The organism is Prevotella sp. E9-3 (assembly GCF_022024015.1).
Classification (GTDB): Bacteria; Bacteroidota; Bacteroidia; order Bacteroidales; family Bacteroidaceae; genus Prevotella.
This window is the reverse complement of sequence record NZ_CP091786.1, coordinates 3,390,239-3,408,145: the sequence shown is the minus strand read 5'-3', so window position 1 is coordinate 3,408,145 and position 17,907 is coordinate 3,390,239. Positions and strand designations below refer to the sequence as shown.

Sequence of the window (17,907 nt, the reverse complement as noted above, 5' to 3'; positions counted from 1 at the left end):
TCTAAATAAAGATGGTAAACTGGCGTATCATATTAAAGATTCTTGGCTCATTGCTGTTTATCGAGGCATTCTTCATGACTTGGTGCCTGATAATGGCGTTGTGCCATCATGAGGACGATGTGATGGCTTTCGTCATGTCGGCCCTTATCACGTTCAGCTCCGCTTTCCTTTTCCTGTTACAAGGCCGGTCGGCAGAGAACAGTCTGTCGCGCCGCGATGCCTATGTGGTGGTAACAGCCACATGGCTGGTGTTCAGCGTGTTCGGTATGCTGCCATTTCTTATTCACGGTTCATTGACCAACCTCTCGGAAGCCTTCTTCGAAACCATGTCTGGTTTCACCACTACGGGCGTTACTACTATTGATGATGTGGAACGGCTGCCTCATGGCATTCTGTTCTGGCGCTCACTGATGCAGTGGATAGGCGGTTTGGGAATCGTATTCTTCACCATCGCCCTGTTGCCTTCATTGGTAGGTGGTAGCGTAAAGGTGTTTGCTGCCGAGGCAACAGGCCCTATGCGTTCGAAGATGCACCCCCGACTGAGTACTACTGCCAAGTGGATATGGTCTATCTACCTCTTGCTCACAGCAGCCTGCGGATTGAGTTTCTGGGCAGCAGGCATGGACTGGTTTGATGCCTTGAACTATGCCATGACAACAACGGCTACCGGTGGTTTCTCTACCCATAATGGCTCGACGGTATTCTTTAATTCTGTCACCATTGAGTATCTGTCCATTCTGTTTATGTTTTTGGCAGGTATCAACTTCACCTTATTATATATGTCTATCTTCCGACTGCGTATAGGGACGGTAGTACGTAATTCTGAGTTCCGTGTCTATGTGAGCATCATTGCTGTGGCCACACTCTTCATCATGTATATGCTCGTTTACCGACTGCACTATAACTATGAACCTGCTTTCCGTTCGGCCTTGTTCCAGGTGGTATCGTTTATGACCACCACTGGCCTGTCTAACGACAATGCCGGCATGTGGCCTCCCATCACCTGGTTTGTGCTTGGTGGCTTGATGTTTATCGGAGCCTGTGCCGGTTCAACAACGGGTGGATTCAAATGCATTCGCGGACTGATGCTGTACAAGGTGGTGCGCAATGAGATTCGGCATATCCTCCATCCCAATGCCGTTCTGCCTGTGAAGGTGAATGGACAGAGCGTTCCGCAAAGTCGATTGGTATCGTTGTTGGCCATGCTGCTGCTCTATCTGGGTATGCTGATAGGAGTAACGGTGATGGTGAATGGCTCAGGAGTGGATATAACCAACTCGGTGACCATCGCCCTCAGTCTGGTGAGCAATGTCGGAGCAGGTCTTGATACCAATATCGGCCCTGTGATGTCGTGGGCCGATCTGACCGATGCAATGAAATGGGCGTGCGCACTGCTGATGCTGGTAGGCCGTCTTGAAATACTGGCGGTACTGGTGCTTTTCACCCGCAGTTTCTGGAAAGAGAACTAATGATATATTCATATTAAATAGTAGTAAGAATGGAATTGTTAAAGTTTGAACCCCTTCTGAAACAGACGATATGGGGTGGTGACAAGATTATTGCTTTCAAGCATTTGAATGTGCAGATGGAACAGGTTGGCGAGAGCTGGGAAATATCTGGCGTTCCCGGCAATGAGACCGTAGTGAGTGAAGGCTCACTGAAAGGCCGTAAGCTCAATGACCTGGTGGCTGAGTATGGTGCCCAGCTTGTTGGAAAAGCAAATTTTGAACGTTTCGGAACCGAATTTCCACTGCTCATCAAGTTTATCGATGCCCGTCAGGACCTCTCTATTCAAGTGCATCCTACCGATGAGATTGCTCATCGTCAGGGTAAGGAGCGTGGAAAGACCGAAATGTGGTTCGCCTTGGAATCAGACAAGGGCGCCCAGCTCTATAACGGTTTAAAGCAGAAAATTACTCCCGAGGAATATAAGCAGATGGTGGAGAACGATACCATCACCGAAGCCCTCTCTCGCTATGAGGTGAAGGAAGGCGATGTGTTCTTTATTCCAGCCGGACGTATTCATGCCATTGGCGCAGGTTGTTTTGTGGCCGAGATTCAGCAAACCAGCGACGTCACCTATCGTATCTACGACTTCAAGCGCCGTGACAAGAATGGTAACTATCGTGAGCTGCACACCGAACTGGCTGCCGAGAGTATCGACTATACCGTACTCGAGAACTACCGCACAGAGTACAATCTGCAGAAGAACGAGCCCCAGCAGGTGGTCACCTGCCCTTACTTCACTACCGCCGTCTATGATTTAGACGAGCCGATGACCCTCGACTATGCCGACCTGGATTCATTCGTCATCCTTATCGGCCTGAAAGGCAGCGGCACCCTGACCTGCAACGGACAGACCACTTCGCTCAATGCCGGCGAGACCGTGTTGATTCCTGCCACCGCCAAGGAACTGAAGGTAGAAGGAACTGTGAAGTTCATCGAGACCTTCGTGTAAGCAAATAGAATCAATTGTAATTATTAAAAATAGCGTTGACGATTATTAAAAAAAGTGAGGGGTAAAGCAAAAACTTTCTCTTCACTTTTTACAATTCAGAATTTTTTGTACCTTTGCAACCTCATTTTTCACAAAAACAGCGATAACAATATGGGTGGCTTTTTTGGAACCATATCAACCAAGGATTGCGTAAACGATTTGTTTTACGGAACCGATTACAACTCTCATCTTGGAACAAAACGTGCCGGACTGGTCACTTTCGATCAGGAGCGTGGCTTTAATCGTAGTATCCATTCGCTTGAGCGCGACTATTTCCGCTCTAAGTTCGAAGACGAACTAGACAAGTTTGTAGGCTGCCAAGGTCTGGGCGTTATCAGCGACACTGACCCGCAGCCTATTATTGTAAACTCACATCTGGGCCGTTATGCAGTGGTGACAGTGGCCAAAATCAACAATCTTCGAGAAATTGCCGATGAGCTCCTTGCTCAGCGTATGCACTTGAGTGAGCTTTCTGCCAACAACATCAACCAGACTGAATTGGTGGCACTGCTCATCAATATGGGAAATACGTTCGTTGACGGTATCAATCTCGTTTACCGTAAGATCAAGGGCTCATGCTCAATGCTCATTCTTACTGAAGATGGTATCATTGCTGCCCGTGACTTCCTGGGTCGCACCCCGATTGTGCTGGGCAAGAAAGAAGAGACACACCAGGACCGTCTGGCTAATGGCGAGCTGGTGGAATGGAGCCTTTCGGCCTATGCCGCTTCAAGCGAGTCAACAAGTTTCCCTAATTTAGGTTATAAAGTGCTGCGCGATGTAGGTCCCGGCGAGATTGTTCGTCTGCGTGCCGATGGCATCGAGGTGATGCAGCAGGCATTCAAGCGTTGCCAGATCTGTTCGTTCCTTTGGGTTTACTACGGATTCCCTGCTTCTTGCTATGAAGGCATCAATACTGAGGAAGTGCGCGAGCGTAACGGTCAGATGATGGGCGAGCAGGATGATGTGAAAGCCGATTTGGTGTGCGGTATTCCCGATTCTGGTGTAGGTATGGCTCTTGGCTATTCCGTTGGCGCCAAGATTCCATACAAGCGTGCCGTATTGAAATATACACCCACATGGCCTCGTTCGTTTACTCCCGGCAATCAGAGCCGTCGTAACCTGGTGGCTAAGATGAAACTGATTCCCAATGAGGCTATCCTTCGCGACCAGAGCGTAGTGTTCTGTGACGATAGTATTGTTCGCGGTACTCAGTTGCGCGATAATGTAAAGGAATTCTTTGAGAATGGTGCCAAAGAGGTGCATGTACGTATCTCTTGTCCTCCACTGGTATATGGTTGCCCGTTCATCGGCTTCACCAGTTCAAAGAGCGATATGGAGTTGATTACCCGTCAGATTATCCGTGATTTCGAGGGAGATGATAAGACCAATCTCGACAAGTATTCACAGACGGGAACTCCCGAATACAATCGTATGGTAAATGAAGTGGCCCGCCGTTTGGGACTCTCATCGTTGAAGTTTGCTAAACTTGAAGACCTTGTTGCCTCTATCGGCATGCCCAAGTCGCAGATCTGTACCCACTGCTTTGATGGCAGTAGTTACGATCAGTCGCAGGGCGACGGTGAGTTCTTCGGATAAAAAGTCCTGATATAATAAAGAAGGGATGTTTCGCTTTGCGAGACATCCCTTAGTTTTTTGTGTTGATTAACGTGTCATTTCAGGTATTTTACTAATGGAGAGCGGTTGGCACGCAGACCTTTGGCCACTGACCGGGCATTCATCTGTGCTCCCAGTTTTGAAGCGTGGGTGTGGTCTTTCTTGAAATACTTGCCAGCCTTCTCTTTCAGTTTGGCTATCTTGGCCTTGGCTTTCTCCTTGTCCTTAGGCAACTTCTTTACGCTGAACTTCTTGTCCAGGAAGTCGGCCGAGATATTATGCAGGTCAACGAATTCTACTCCTGTTTCCTCTACCACTTCACGGTACCATTTACCGTAAGAAGCGTCGCGGCGTTCTATCTTTCCGTCAGGCCATTCGTTGCGTGGGGTGAGCGAAACGAGAATAGGCGTAGCACCTTTCTCGCGAGTGTCGTCAATCATTTTCTTCAGGTACCAGCCGAACGAGTAAACCAGCTCGTAAGTGCCGTTGTCCAACTTGTACACATGACTGCTGTCGCGTCCGGTGGCTATCACTCCACGGGCTTTCTTGTCGGTCATGGGACAAATATCGTTGTGGCCGAACTCAATGGTTACGAAATCGCCGGGCTGCAGCGAGTTGTACACCTTTTCCCACAGTCCTTCACGAATGAACGAACGTGTACTGCGTCCGGCACGTGCAGCGTTGCACAGGGTGATCTTCGACTCGTCGAATACGGTCTGTGCCTGTGCGCCCCATCCCCACATACCGTTGTCGTCGTTGTCCATGTTCTTCACAGTAGAGTCGCCGGTAAAGAATACCACGGGCTTTCCGCCGGTGCGATCAACCTCATAGCATTCCTCCTCTACATTCACCATCATGTCCTGCAGCGGTTTCAGTTGCGCGTTCTTACTCTCCCAGATGCCTTCAGCCGCCGAATGGGCATTCATCTCAGCACCCCATTTCGAGGTGTGAATCTTATCGCCGTAGAAATGATATTTCTTTTTCCAAGTGCTGTAGGAATCGAGTTTCTGTCCAGAGCGTTCGTTCAGGTCAACGAAGGGTACTCCCTCTGCCTCAGCAATATAGGAAGCCCATCCTGTTTGGGGCTTGCGAATGATAAGCCCATTGGCGTCATAGGCGTCGCGTGGGGTGAGCGACATCAGGATAGGGTTGGCCCCTTTCTGACGTATCTCGTGGATGTATTTCCGCAGATAGGTACCATAGCTATATACAGTGTCCTGCTTCTGCGTGCGCTGGTTGAAACCTACGTAGCAGGTGTCGGGATCTACGCCGGGAATGACGGCACGTGCGCGCTTTTGGTCAAAGAATTCACCATTGTCGTTGTGGCCTATCGACACGATTACCCAATCGCCGGGTTTCAGTGCCTCACGTACGGCCGGCCACAGGTCGGTATAGAACGTGCGAGTTGACATACCGCCCAGTGCCTGGTTTTCCACCGCAATCTTCTTTCCGTCAAAATATTTGCTGGCATAGTAGCCCCATCCCCATTGTCCGTTAGAGCCGTCACCTTTGGTGCCGTTGCGCATGGTACTGTTACCTATGAGAAACAGCACAGGCTGATTTCCCTTACGGGTAGAACCTGGAGCAGGGCGCGACATCAGGGCCTTGGCAATAGAGTCGGGCGTGTTATCGACTACCTTGTTTACATCTTCAATAGGGTCGGGGAGGTTATCGAAATTCTGGCCGCTGGCCGATAGCGCCAACAGCGACAGAGTAACGGTGGCAAAAAAGTGTTTCATTAAAAAATGTAGTAAGTAGAATGAAGTTTTTATTTAATTGCTGCAAAGATACTAAAGGTTTTCATTACAGCCAAATAAATTTTACAATAAATTATAGCTATAATTTCACGAATTATAGCTAAAATTATCCGAATTATAGCTATAATTTTAATTTGCAGACTTACAAAAAGACTGCACAAAGTATTAAGTTTGTGCACGATTAGAGTCATATTGTGCAATTTTTATTGTTTTTGCTTTGCTAAATGGTAGAAAAGGTTTAACTTTGCAGCCGCAATTAAAGAAAAATCTTATTATACACATTATTATATAATATAATATGGCTTTAAAAATTGTTGTGCTGGCCAAACAAGTGCCAGACACCCGAAATGTGGGTAAGGATGCCATGACTGCCGAAGGTACCGTAAACCGAGCTGCCTTACCTGCTATCTTTAATCCAGAAGACTTGAATGCATTAGAACAGGCTCTCCGACTGAAGGAGCAGAATCCTGGTTCTACCGTAGGAATCCTCACGATGGGCCCTCCACGTGCAGGTGAAATCATCCGTCAGGGACTTTATCGTGGTGCCGATACCGGTTGGCTGCTGACCGACCGTCTGTTTGCTGGTGCCGACACCCTGGCTACCTCTTATGCTTTGGCTACTGCCATTAAGAAGATTGGCGATGTTGATATCGTGATTGGTGGTCGTCAGGCTATCGATGGCGATACCGCTCAGGTAGGTCCTCAGGTGGCTCAGAAGCTGGGCCTCAACCAGGTTACTTATGCTGAGGAAGTGCTCAGCGTTAAGGATGGCAAGGCTACTATCAAGCGTGTCATCGATGGTGGCGTAGAGACTGTTGAGGCTCCACTGCCTGTAGTGATTACCGTAAATGGTAGTGCAGCTCCTTGCCGCCCCCAGAACGCCAAACTGGTGATGAAGTACAAGCGCGCTACTTGTCCGATGGAACGTCCTGCCGAGGGCACACCATACGACTATCTGTATGAGGAGCGCCCCGAGCTGAATCTGAACCAGTGGAGCGTAGCTGATGTTGATGGCGATGTAAACCAGTGTGGTCTGAATGGCTCACCCACCAAGGTGAAGGCCATTAAGAACATCGTGTTCCAGGCTAAGGAGTCGAAGACTTTGACGGCTTCTGATGCTGACATCGAGGGAATGATCAAAGAACTGTTGGACGAGAAAATCATTGGATAAATTAAGAATTAAGAATTAAGAATTTCTTGCGTCCCGCTGGTAGCAAGCGTCACCCTACGGGATGCCGAGCGGCTGCCGCCCAACAAAACGGGCAAACAGGTAATGCAGGTTCAACAAAAGGACAGAACGTCAGAAGAGCGGTAGCCGCTCGGCCTTTGGACGCTTGCACGGCAAGAAATTCTTCATTCTTCATTCTTCATTCTTCATTCAAAAGTTATGAACAACGTATTTGTATATTGCGAAATAGAAGGTACTCAGGTACAGGAAGTATCTCAGGAGCTGCTGACCAAGGGTCGTAAGCTCGCCAATGAACTGAAGGTTGAGCTCCACGCCATTGTTGCCGGTACAGGCATCAAGGGTAAGGTGGAGGACCAGATTCTGCCTTACGGCGTTGACAAGCTGTTTGTTTTCGATGCTAAGGACCTGTTCCCCTACACCTCAGCTCCCCATACCGATATTCTGGTGAACCTCTTCAAGGAGGAGCAGCCTCAGATCTGTCTGATGGGTGCTACTGTGATTGGCCGTGACCTCGGTCCACGTGTATCGTCATCACTGACCTCTGGTCTGACTGCCGACTGCACCGAGCTGGAGATTGGTCCTTTCGAGGATAAGAAAGCCGGTAAGACCTACGAGAATCTGCTCTATCAGATTCGTCCTGCCTTTGGTGGTAACATCGTGGCTACCATCGTGAACCCCGACCACCGTCCACAGATGGCTACTGTACGCTCAGGCGTGATGCAGAAGGCTATCTATGAGGGTAAGGCCAAGGGTGAGGTTGTATATCCCGAGGTTTCTAAGTATGTTAGCCCCGAGGCTTTCGTAGTGAAGGTGCTCGACCACCATGTGGAGGCCGCCAAGCACAACCTGAAGGGTGCTCCTATCGTTGTTGCCGGTGGTTATGGCGTTGGCTCTAAGGAGAACTTCGACATGCTTTTCGAGTTGGCCAAGGTACTTCATGGTGAAGTTGGTGGTAGCCGTGCCGCTGTAGATGCAGGCTGGCTGGATCACGACCGTCAGATTGGTCAGACGGGTGTTACCGTTCACCCCAAGGTGTATATCGCCTGCGGTATCTCCGGACAGATTCAGCACATCGCCGGTATGCAGGATTCTGGTATCATTATCTCTGTGAACAGCGATCCCGATGCACCTATCAACCGCATCGCCGACTATGTCATCAACGGCACTGTCGAGGAGGTTGTACCAAAGCTGATTAAGTACTATAAGCAGAACAGTAAATAAGAAGCCTCACCCCCAGCCCCTCTCCCAGAGAGAGGGGAGTAAATAGTATCTGTGCGATGGGCTACCACTATGAAACTGCGGCTCCTGATAGGTATGAACTGCTGAAAGATTTCGCAAAGAAGAATCGCAGGGAAATGACTGAAAGCGAGCGAGTATTGTGGGAAGCACTAAGGAAACTTAACTGTGGCTATCACTTCAGAAGGCAACACCCTATAGGTGATTACATTGCAGATTTCATATGCATCAAGAAGATGTTAGTGATTGAAGTTGATGGTGGTTACCACAACGAGCCGAGACAGCTGCAGGACGACCTGAACCGCACAGAATTCTTGGAGAGTAAAGGATTTACTGTTATCCGTTTCAAAAACGAAGAAATAGGCAACGACCTGAAAACGGTCATTATGAGAATTAAAGAATTATTGTTTAACGAATAAAAATGAAGCTCCCGACCCTTCACCCTTTCAAGGGAAAAAACATTTTACTCCCCTCTCTTTGGGAGAGGGGTCGGGGGTGAGGCTTTAATTATGGCAAACTATTATAGCGATCATCCTGAGATCGGGTTCTACTTGAACCACCCCCTGATGGCTCGTATCGTCGAGTTGAAGGAAAAAGGTTTCGCTGATGCGAAAGAATATGACTACGCTCCCGTTGACCTGGGCGATGCCATCGAGAACTACAAGCAGATTCTCGACATCACCGGCGATGTGGCTGCTAACATCATCGAGCCTAACTCTGAGAGCGTTGACCTGGAAGGTCCACATCTTGAGAACGGCCGTATGATCTACGCCTCTAAGACTTATGAGAACATCGACGCCACCCGCAAGGCTGGTCTGTGGGGCGTAAGTATGCCTCGTCGTTACGGCGGTCTGAACCTGCCTAACACCGTGTTCTCTATGCTCTCTGAGATGATTTCTTCTGCCGATGCCGGTTTCCAGAATATCTGGAGCTTGCAGAGCTGTATCGACACCCTCTATGAGTTCGGTAGCGAGGAGCAGCGTCAGAAGTATATCCCCCGCGTTTGCGCTGGTGAGGGCATGTCAATGGACCTAACTGAGCCTGATGCTGGTTCTGACCTGCAGCGCGTGATGCTGAAGGCCACCTTCGACGAGAAGGAAAACTGCTGGCGCCTGAACGGTGTGAAGCGTTTCATCACCAATGGTGACTCTGACATCCATCTCGTGCTGGCTCGTTCTGAGGAAGGCACCAAGGACGGACGTGGTCTGTCAATGTTCATCTACGACAAGCGTCAGGGCGGTGTTGACGTTCGTCACATCGAGCACAAGCTGGGTATCCATGGTTCACCTACCTGTGAGTTGACTTATAAGAATGCTAAGGCAGAGCTCTGCGGTAGCACCCGTCTGGGTCTGATCAAGTATGTGATGGCCCTGATGAATGGTGCCCGTCTGGGTATTGCTGCACAGAGTGTAGGTGTAGAGCAGGAGGCATACAACGAGGGTCTGGCTTACGCCAAGGAGCGTCAGCAGTTCGGTGATAAGATCATCAACTTCCCCGCTGTCTATGACATGCTCTCTCGCATGAAAGCTAAGCTCGATGCTGGTCGTTCACTGCTGTACGAGACAGCCGCTTATGTTGATATCTACAAGTGCTTGGAGGATATTGAGCGCGACCGCAAACTCACACCAGAGGAGAAGCAGGAGCTGAAGAAGTACCAGCGCTTGGCTGATGCCTTCACCCCACTGGCCAAGGGTATGAACTCTGAGTATGCCAACCAGAACGCTTACGATGCTATCAGCATCCACGGCGGTTCAGGTTTCATCATGGAGTACAAGAGCCAGCGCCTGTTCCGCGACGCCCGTATCTTCTCTATCTACGAGGGTACCACTCAGTTGCAGGTTGTAGCTGCTATCCGTTACATCACCAACGGTACCATGCTGAACAACATCAAGGAGATGGCTGCAGAACTCAAGAACTCTCAGCTCTCAACTCTCAACTCTCAACTTCTCGAGAGAGTAGAGAGACTGATCCCTGTATATGAGGAGGCTCTCGCTGCCGTGAAGGCTTTGGATAATCAGGAGGCACACGACTTCTTGGCTCGTCGTCTCTACGATATGACTGCCGAGCTCGTGATGTCGCTGCTCATCATCCGTGATGCCAGCAAGGCTCCTGAGCTCTTCAAGAAGAGCGCCAACGTCTATGTCCGCATGGCTGAAGAGGATGTACTTGGTAAGGCAGCCTACATCAAGAACTTCCGTGTTGAGGATCTTGAGAGCTTCCGTGCAGCTTCTAAGGAAGAGGCATGCTAAGAGCAGGATGACTGCTGAAGTGAAAAAGGCTTGCTAAGCAAGTATCATTATAATTAGTATCTGACGTAGAAACTGGCAGCAACTTTATTGAATACTGCGAGTATTTACGTCAGATACTTTTCTTTTCTGAGTAACCTAATTATTAACTATATTACTTCTTTGAAAAATGAAGAGATTTTTTAACTATGCTCTGACCCTGGCCTTCCTCATAGCAGGATTAGGCACAACGGCTGCACAGCAGTATTGCATCAGCTTGAAAAAACCGGGCAATCCCGCTGTTCGTTATCAACTAAGTGAGCAACAGGGACAGCTTCGTGCCAACAGCGAACTGCCTGTGACTATTGTCAAGAAAACCGAGCAGAAAGGCGACGGACAGTCATTGCTCACCGTGACCATCACCGCTAAGGAACGCGTGTATTTTAATTTCGGTGGTATGATGAATACTGCTTTCGCTACCGCCGACTGTGATTTCTATCTTCCTGGATTCTGGTATCACAAGAATCTTCGTTCGCCCCGACAGGCACCCTCATTCCACACTTCCAAGAGCTGGAACTTCCGTGAAGACCGACTATCATCACCCCTCACAGGCGTGTTTGACAGTCGTTCAGGCAGTTCACTCAGTGTGATGCGTCTGCTCGATGCACCGAAGGAAGCGCTCACCACCCATCAGGAGGGTGAGGTGATTGTCAGTGGCGAGACCTCACTGGGCTATCTCGGCTTCGACAACGAGAGTGGTCGTGCCGCCCTCACCTTCGGTTATCCTTACATGGAAACTCCCAAGCGCTATATCCGCAAGCTCACCCTTACAGCCCCCATTCAGGCTTTTGCCTGCTTGGAGAAAGGACAGAAGAAAACTGTTTCATGGCTGATTACAGAAGGCAAGGCTCAGGACTACGGACAGTTTGTTGCCAATACCTGGAACCTCTGCATGGACCAGATGAATCCTCAGCCCATCAAGCCTCTCTATACGGCCGATGAGATGAAGGCTCAGTTGTCTAATTATTTCGCTAAGGGCTATGTAGATAAGTATGCGTTGAAATATCACTCGGGTCACGGCTTGCGCTGCGACGACTGTATTCCTGTAGATCACGTGCAGTTGGGCTTCTGCGGTCGTGTGCTGCTGAACGGTTTCAATGCTTTGGAGTATGGTGAGCAGCAAGGCAATGCCACCTTTGTAAAGATGGGTCAGGATATCTTCAGCAGCTGGTTGGAGAACGGTTTTACCGCCCGCGGCTATTTCAAGGAGGATATGCACATTCGTAATGGCATCCCTGCCGATCAGGACTGCATCCACAGTATTCGCCAGCAGTCAGAAGCCGTCTATGCAGTGCTGCACTATCTGGTGTATGAGAAGAAACAGGGCCGTCGGCATAAAGAGTGGGAGGCAAAGATGCGCACCCTTCTCAATCAGATGCTGCTGTTGCAGAAAGCCGATGGCAGTTTCCCCCGAAAGTATCGTGATGACCACACCGATGTAGATGCTTCTGGCGGTTCAACCCCCAGTGCCACCTCTACGCTCGTTATGGGCTATAAGTATTTTGGCGACAAGCGCTATCTGGCTGCTGCCAAGCGCACCATCAGCTATCTGGAAGAGAATATCATCTCAAAGAGTGACTATTTCTCGTCAACTCTTGATGCCAACTGCGAGGACAAAGAGGCTGCTATCAGCGCCGTTACTGCTACCTACTATATGGCTATGGTTACGAAGAAACAGGAGCGTCAGCACTATATTGACCTTTGTCAGAAGGCTACTTATTTTGCGCTGTCATGGTACTATTTGTGGGATGTTCCCTTTGCACAGGGCCAGATGCTGGGCGATCTGAATTTCAAGAGCCGTGGTTGGAGTAATGTGTCGGTAGAGAACAACCATATCGACGTGTTCGTATTCGAACTGCCTCACATTGTGAAGTGGTTGGGAGAGGAAGTGAAGGAACCACGCTTCACACAGGCCTACAACGTGATCTACTCGTCGTTGAACCAGTTGTTGCCTACCAAGGAGCGTCTCTGCGGTATCGGCGTGCCTGGCTTCAATCCTGAGGTTGTGCAGCACACCAACTGGGACTATGGCCGTAACGGAAAAGGATTCTATAATGACATCTTTGCTCCAGGATGGACCGTTGCCTCACTGTGGGAGATGTACAGTCCTGAGCGTACGTTGAACTTCCTGACGAAGAAAATAAAGTAACTTAACTTTCGCAAGCTCCGCTTGCCTTGAAGATAAAGGGAGACAGAAGGAGACAGAAGGAGATAGAAGGAGATAAATGACAATAGTTTTTCTGCAGAATCACCACAGATGGAGTAATGTCCTCTATCTTCTGCTGCTGAAAAGCGGCTATCTACCTCTATCTTCCAATATCTTCGTAACATGCGAAATTTGAATAAAGTAATTTGATTTTCTGAAGTTCGTGTTCGTAGTGAACTTCAGGAAATTGAGTGATATAATAATAAAAAAGTGATGGTTACTTGACCATCACTTTTTTATTGTCTTTGATATAAAGTCCTTTGCGAAGTGGCGACTGTTGATTGATGAGCCGTCCGTCGAGGGAGTAAATCTGCTCGTTCTTTTTCCTGTCGAAAGATGTTTGGTGAATACCGGCCTCTTCAGCTTCCTTGGTCAGATGGATAGCCATGCGCGCTACATTCTCCATTAGCGACACACCGCTGGTCATTGCACCCATCGACGGTACTTCCGACTTGTTGATGGTCTCGCCCCAATAGTAGGGACAGTAAATAGCAGGGTAGGTGGTCAGGTCCAGGTGCTCCCACAGAGCCTTGGCATTCTTCTGCAGGAAGCGTATGAAAGTGCGGCGATAGGAAAGTCCTGCACTGGGATCAAGTGCCAGGTTTACCAGATAGGGAATGGCCACTGCCTTGAAGATACTCTGGTCCATAGAGGTTCCCTCATGGCGCAACAGTCCCTGATTGGTGCAGCGAGTACTGGTGCACATGTAATTAGCCACTTTGTGGGCCATCTGTATGTAAGCACTTTCATTCGTGATGTGATACAACACGCGGCAAGCTTCGGCAAAAGTGCCTTGCGTGTAGGTGAGTGGGGGATCCTCCACACGACCGTCGTTGTTCAGTTTGTTCTTCATCTCGTTGGCCAGGTATTTGTACATGTCGATGGCTCTCTCTTTGTATTTCTCTTCGCCATATTTCAGGTAGAGTTTCGAGGCCAGCAGACTACCGGGTGCATTGGTGCAGGCATTGCGGCCCATATCGTTCGACTTCCAGGGCAGTCCCCAGAAATGATCGTCATCTTCCCAACCGCGTGGCTCAATATAGTCGTCAAACAGTTTGCGGGCGGTATTGGCATATTTGTCATCTTCCAATGCTTCGCTCATGTGCATCAGCGTCAGACTGATCCAGCACATATCGTCAGTATATTCGTTCAGAAAACCTGTAGGGTCGTTGTTGTCGTGATACCAGTTGTTGGCATGGTTATTGTACCAGGAATTCATGTATCGCTTGTAAACGGCTGCCGTCTGCGGTTTCGCGTCCTTAATGCGCTGATAGGAGTAAATCAGCGCATCCATGGCATGAGCCTGCTGCCAGTAGATGTAGGTAGTTTCGGATTCACGATTGTTCTGATTGCTTGGAACAGCCCAGAACGTACCTTTTGACTGATTGAGAAACTGGCGGATGAATGAGGTGGTCAGGGTGTCGGCTTTTCCGGAATAGTCCATGTCGATCATACCAGCCAATCCATCGGCTGCCTTCAACTGTAGGGCCATGCCCCAAAGGGCAGCTACAGAGAATGTTAGGGGGAGTAAAAATTTTTTCATTGTTTTAAGCATTACTTACTATCGTTGAGTGGCGCAAAGTTAGTGATATTTTTCATAATTAAATGATAAACGACGGTAAAAAGTGCCATTTCTTTAGAAATTGTTGTAATTTTGCCGTTAGAATCATCGAAAACGGTCATGCTCGTAACCACTCCGGCCATTGTGCTGCGTACTATTAAATATGGTGAGAAAAAACTCATCGTTGACCTCTTCAGCCGAAGTCTGGGGCGACTGTCGTTTGTCGTGTCTGTACCTAAATCGCCGCATGCCAAACTGAAGAAACAGTATTTTCAGCCACTCACCCTGCTCACTGTAGAGTTTGACTACCGGCCGCAGGCCCAGTTGCAGAAAATGAATGATGCATCGCTGCTGGTACCGCTCTCTATGCTTTTTGCTGAGCCGTCGAAACTCTCTATCTGTCTGTTCCTCTCCGAATTCCTTTATCATGCCCTGCGCAGTGAACAACAGGACGAGCCGATGTTTGATTATATTTCAACGAGTATTCAGTGGCTTGAAGGGCGTGACAGCGACTATGCCAATTTCCATCTGGTGTTTCTCATGCACCTTTCGCGTTTTCTTGGCTTCTATCCTAATCTGGATTATAGAGAGGATAGACAACCAACGGTCTATTTCGATTTGCGTTCGGCATCGTTTTGTGGGGCTCCCCCTGTTCATCGTGATTTCCTTATGCCCGAAGAGGCCGGTATGCTTCGCCTGATGATGCGTATGGACTATTCCACGATGCACCTGTTCAAAATGAACCGTCAGCAACGCTACCGCTGTATAGAGGTGGCCCTACAGTTCTATCGTCTGCACCTGCCAGACTTTCCAGACCTTCGCTCCTTGGATGTGCTCCGCGATTTGTGGAATACCTGAGAAAAATAGCTACAATGCTCTGAAAAAGAGCTGAAAACAGATATTTTGAGCGTGAATTGTACACATTTACGAAAAATCTTCGTATCTTTGCCGCTCCTTTACATTATTATTATAGAGTATTATATATAGAAACGACTGATATGAATCTGGTTAAGGTTTTCAAGAAATGCCTGCCCGACGTGCTGGCCATCCTGCTTTTCGTTGTTATCTCCTTTGCCTATTTCTTTCCTGCCGATATAGAGGGACGAATTCTGTTCCGTCATGACTCTTCGGCTATGATAGGTGCCGCTCAAGAGCGAGTGGAGTATGAACACCGTACCGGACAGACATCACGGTGGACCAATGCGTTGTTCTCGGGTATGCCCAACTATCAGATAGCACCTAGTTATGAGTCGGCAAATACACTCAGCAAACTGGAGAATTTCTATCATCTTTTCCTTCCGGAGAACGTATGGTATCTGTTTGTCTATCTGTTAGGATTCTATATTCTGCTTCGTGCCTTTGACTTCCGTCAGCATCTTGCTGCACTGGGCTCCGTGTTTTGGGCGTTCAGTACCTATTTCCTGATTATTATAGCAGCCGGTCATATTTGGAAAGTATGGGCACTGGCCTATTTGCCACCGATGATTGCCGGTATCGTACTGGCCTTTAAGGGACGATACCTTTGGGGACTGTTCCTTACAGCCATCTTTGCTGCTTTTGAGGTGCACGCCAACCATGTACAGATGACTTACTACTATCTGTTCATCATCTTCTTTATGTTAGTGGCCTATCTGATAGAGGCTATCCAACAGAAAAAGTATGTGCATTTCCTGAAAGCCACAGGAGTATGCCTGTTGGGCGGACTGATTGGCATCTTGGTGAACATCTCGAACCTCTATCATACATGGGAGTACAGTCAGGAGACTATGCGCGGTAAAAGTGAACTGGTAAAGGCAAATGCTGCCAATCAGACTTCAAGTGGCTTGGATCGTGACTATATCACCCAGTGGTCATATGGCATTGGAGAAACCTGGACCCTCTTGGTACCCAATGCCAAGGGTGGCGCCTCGGTGCCCCTGTCTATGAACAAGACGGCGATGGAGAAAGCCAATCCGCAGTATGTTCCTATTTATCAGCAGCTGGGACAGTATTGGGGCGAACAGCCGGGTACCAGCGGTCCGGTCTATGTGGGTGCCTTCGTGATGTTCCTCTTTATCCTTGGGCTGATGATTGTGAAAGGCCCGATGAAGTGGATGCTGCTGTGTGTTACCATTCTCTCGGTGATGTTGTCGTGGGGTAAGAACTTCATGGGACTTACCGACTTCTTCCTCGACTATATGCCCATGTACGCGAAGTTCCGTACAGTGGCCTCTATCCTGGTAATAGCTGAGTTTACTATTCCTCTGTTGGCAATGATGGCGCTGAAGGAATGGATGAACTCCTGCAATAGTTCGGAAAAGACGGTGAGTCCTTTTGGGGGAAAAAGCTTTCTGACTGCTCTCGCTCTCACCGCAGGCTCTTGTTTGCTGATGGCGCTTTTCCCCTCGCTGTTCTTCGATAGCTTCGTGTCTCAGCAGGAGGTGCAGGCATTGAGCCAGTTGCCACAGGAACACGTGGGACCACTGATGCAGAATCTTACTGAAATGCGTAAGGCCATGCTCACCAGCGATGCGTGGCGCTCGTTCTTCATCATCCTGATAGGTGCAGGCGTAATGCTGCTGTACAGAGCTCGCAAACTGAAGACGCTTCCGATGGTGATGATACTGATTGTGGTATGTCTTATTGATCTTTGGACGGTGAACAAGCGCTATCTGAACGATGCCATGTTCGTGCCTAAGTATGAGCGTGAGAAAATACAGCCCATGACGCAGACCGACCAGTTTATTCTGCAAGACAAAACCCTCGACTATCGTGTGCTGAACCTGGCCAGCAATACGTTTAATGAAAACGAGACCAGCTATTATCATAAGAGTATCGGTGGCTATCATGCTGCTAAGCTGCGCCGTTATCAGGAATTGATCGACGCCCATATCTCGCAGGAAATGTCGGGGCTGTTCCGTGCAGTGTCGCAGGCTGCCGGTGATATGACGCAGGTGAATGGAGACAGTCTGTTCCCCGTACTGAACATGCTGAACATGCGCTATGTGATACTTCCCCTCCAGTCGGGGCAGACGGTTCCCGTACAGAATCCTTATACCTACGGCAATGCATGGCTGGTGGATAAGGTTGAATATGTTGAGAATGCCAACAAGGAACTTGACGCCCTCTCGCAATTGCCTTTGCGTCATGTGGCTGTGGCCGACAAAAAGTTCAGTGAGGTACTGGGAGAAAGTCGCCCACAGGACACACTGAGCATTGTGACTATCGAGAAGTACGAACCCAATCAGATAACTTATAAGGTTCGCTCCGGACAGGGAGGCGTAGTTGTGTTCTCTGAGATTTTCTATCCCGGATGGACTGCTACCGTGGATGGCGTAGAAAAAGAACTGGGCCGTGTGGACTATGTGCTGCGCGCACTGGCTGTTGAGCCCGGCGAACATGAAGTAGTGTTGTCGTTCTTCCCCAAAACAATTGACCGCACCGAGACCATCGCCTATACCTCGTTGGCCTTCCTTTTGTTGCTCATACTTTTCGTAGTGGGCATGGAAGTGAAACGCATAAAGAAAGGTGAGAAAAGTACGGCAGATGAGGCTTAATTTTTCTAAAATTCATTAAATTG

12 protein-coding genes are annotated in these 17,907 nt (G+C 48.9%); 10 read left to right on the top strand and 2 right to left on the bottom strand.

Annotated elements, in window-relative coordinates; genetic code table 11:
- Positions 1-11: 11 nt before the first annotated feature.
- From L6475_RS13205 to L6475_RS13195, 3 genes are all read left to right on the top strand, one after another.
- Entirely contained in the window at positions 12-1,469 is a 1,458-nt protein-coding gene (locus tag L6475_RS13205) for a TrkH family potassium uptake protein (protein ID WP_237820792.1), read from the top strand.
- 29 nt (positions 1,470-1,498) lie between these two features.
- Positions 1,499-2,458 (top strand): type I phosphomannose isomerase catalytic subunit, encoded by a 960-nt coding sequence (locus tag L6475_RS13200; protein WP_237820790.1) that lies wholly within the window; start codon positions 1,499-1,501, stop codon positions 2,456-2,458.
- A gap of 150 nt (positions 2,459-2,608) precedes the next feature.
- Positions 2,609-4,096 (top strand): amidophosphoribosyltransferase, encoded by a 1,488-nt coding sequence (locus tag L6475_RS13195; protein WP_237820788.1) that lies wholly within the window; start codon positions 2,609-2,611, stop codon positions 4,094-4,096.
- Between the two features lie 74 nt (positions 4,097-4,170).
- Here L6475_RS13195 and L6475_RS13190 read toward each other — a convergent pair whose 3' ends face one another.
- A complete protein-coding gene (locus L6475_RS13190) occupies positions 4,171-5,853 on the bottom strand; it encodes a GDSL-type esterase/lipase family protein (protein ID WP_237820786.1) in 1,683 nt (560 codons plus the stop codon).
- Between the two features lie 316 nt (positions 5,854-6,169).
- Between L6475_RS13190 and L6475_RS13185 the strand changes: the two genes are divergently transcribed.
- The 5 genes from L6475_RS13185 to L6475_RS13165 all read left to right on the top strand — a co-directional run bounded on the left by L6475_RS13185 (position 6,170) and on the right by L6475_RS13165 (position 12,730).
- A complete protein-coding gene (locus L6475_RS13185; protein WP_091901233.1) occupies positions 6,170-7,042 on the top strand; it encodes an electron transfer flavoprotein subunit beta/FixA family protein in 873 nt (290 codons plus the stop codon).
- A gap of 216 nt (positions 7,043-7,258) precedes the next feature.
- The gene (locus L6475_RS13180; protein ID WP_237820784.1) at positions 7,259-8,281 is read left to right on the top strand and encodes an electron transfer flavoprotein subunit alpha/FixB family protein; all 1,023 of its coding nucleotides are present in this window, start codon (positions 7,259-7,261) and stop codon (positions 8,279-8,281) included.
- A 56-nt stretch (positions 8,282-8,337) separates the two neighbouring features.
- Positions 8,338-8,715 carry an endonuclease domain-containing protein gene (locus L6475_RS13175; RefSeq protein ID WP_237820782.1) on the top strand — a complete coding sequence of 126 codons (378 nt, stop codon included), beginning with the start codon at positions 8,338-8,340 and terminating at the stop codon, positions 8,713-8,715.
- Between the two features lie 90 nt (positions 8,716-8,805).
- Positions 8,806-10,545 carry an acyl-CoA dehydrogenase family protein gene (locus L6475_RS13170; protein ID WP_237820780.1) on the top strand — a complete coding sequence of 580 codons (1,740 nt, stop codon included), beginning with the start codon at positions 8,806-8,808 and terminating at the stop codon, positions 10,543-10,545.
- A gap of 166 nt (positions 10,546-10,711) precedes the next feature.
- Positions 10,712-12,730 carry a hypothetical protein gene (locus tag L6475_RS13165; RefSeq protein ID WP_237820778.1) on the top strand — a complete coding sequence of 673 codons (2,019 nt, stop codon included), beginning with the start codon at positions 10,712-10,714 and terminating at the stop codon, positions 12,728-12,730.
- 274 nt (positions 12,731-13,004) lie between these two features.
- On the opposite strand, the gene L6475_RS13160 is transcribed toward L6475_RS13165, so the two are convergent.
- Entirely contained in the window at positions 13,005-14,330 is a 1,326-nt protein-coding gene (locus L6475_RS13160; protein ID WP_237820776.1) for a glycoside hydrolase family 76 protein, read from the bottom strand.
- Between the two features lie 138 nt (positions 14,331-14,468).
- On the opposite strand from L6475_RS13160, the gene recO reads away from it, so the two are divergent.
- Positions 14,469-15,206 (top strand): DNA repair protein RecO, encoded by a 738-nt coding sequence (recO, locus tag L6475_RS13155; RefSeq protein ID WP_237820774.1) that lies wholly within the window; start codon positions 14,469-14,471, stop codon positions 15,204-15,206.
- A 140-nt stretch (positions 15,207-15,346) separates the two neighbouring features.
- A complete protein-coding gene (locus L6475_RS13150) occupies positions 15,347-17,884 on the top strand; it encodes a YfhO family protein (protein ID WP_237820772.1) in 2,538 nt (845 codons plus the stop codon).
- Positions 17,885-17,907: the final 23 nt, after the last annotated feature.

Bases quoted from the DNA above. Each gene is read 5' to 3' on its own strand.
- L6475_RS13175 (WP_237820782.1), top strand. From the start codon at position 8,338: ATGGGCTACCACTATGAAACTGCGGCTCCTGATAGGTATGAACTGCTG.
- L6475_RS13205 (WP_237820792.1), top strand. From the start codon at position 12: ATGGTAAACTGGCGTATCATATTAAAGATTCTTGGCTCATTGCTGTTT.
- L6475_RS13195 (WP_237820788.1), top strand. From the start codon at position 2,609: ATGGGTGGCTTTTTTGGAACCATATCAACCAAGGATTGCGTAAACGAT.
- L6475_RS13170 (WP_237820780.1), top strand. From the start codon at position 8,806: ATGGCAAACTATTATAGCGATCATCCTGAGATCGGGTTCTACTTGAAC.
- L6475_RS13160 (WP_237820776.1), bottom strand. From the start codon at position 14,330: ATGAAAAAATTTTTACTCCCCCTAACATTCTCTGTAGCTGCCCTTTGG.
- recO (WP_237820774.1), top strand. From the start codon at position 14,469: ATGCTCGTAACCACTCCGGCCATTGTGCTGCGTACTATTAAATATGGT.
- L6475_RS13185 (WP_091901233.1), top strand. From the start codon at position 6,170: ATGGCTTTAAAAATTGTTGTGCTGGCCAAACAAGTGCCAGACACCCGA.
- L6475_RS13180 (WP_237820784.1), top strand. From the start codon at position 7,259: ATGAACAACGTATTTGTATATTGCGAAATAGAAGGTACTCAGGTACAG.
- L6475_RS13150 (WP_237820772.1), top strand. From the start codon at position 15,347: ATGAATCTGGTTAAGGTTTTCAAGAAATGCCTGCCCGACGTGCTGGCC.
- L6475_RS13190 (WP_237820786.1), bottom strand. From the start codon at position 5,853: ATGAAACACTTTTTTGCCACCGTTACTCTGTCGCTGTTGGCGCTATCG.
- L6475_RS13200 (WP_237820790.1), top strand. From the start codon at position 1,499: ATGGAATTGTTAAAGTTTGAACCCCTTCTGAAACAGACGATATGGGGT.
- L6475_RS13165 (WP_237820778.1), top strand. From the start codon at position 10,712: ATGAAGAGATTTTTTAACTATGCTCTGACCCTGGCCTTCCTCATAGCA.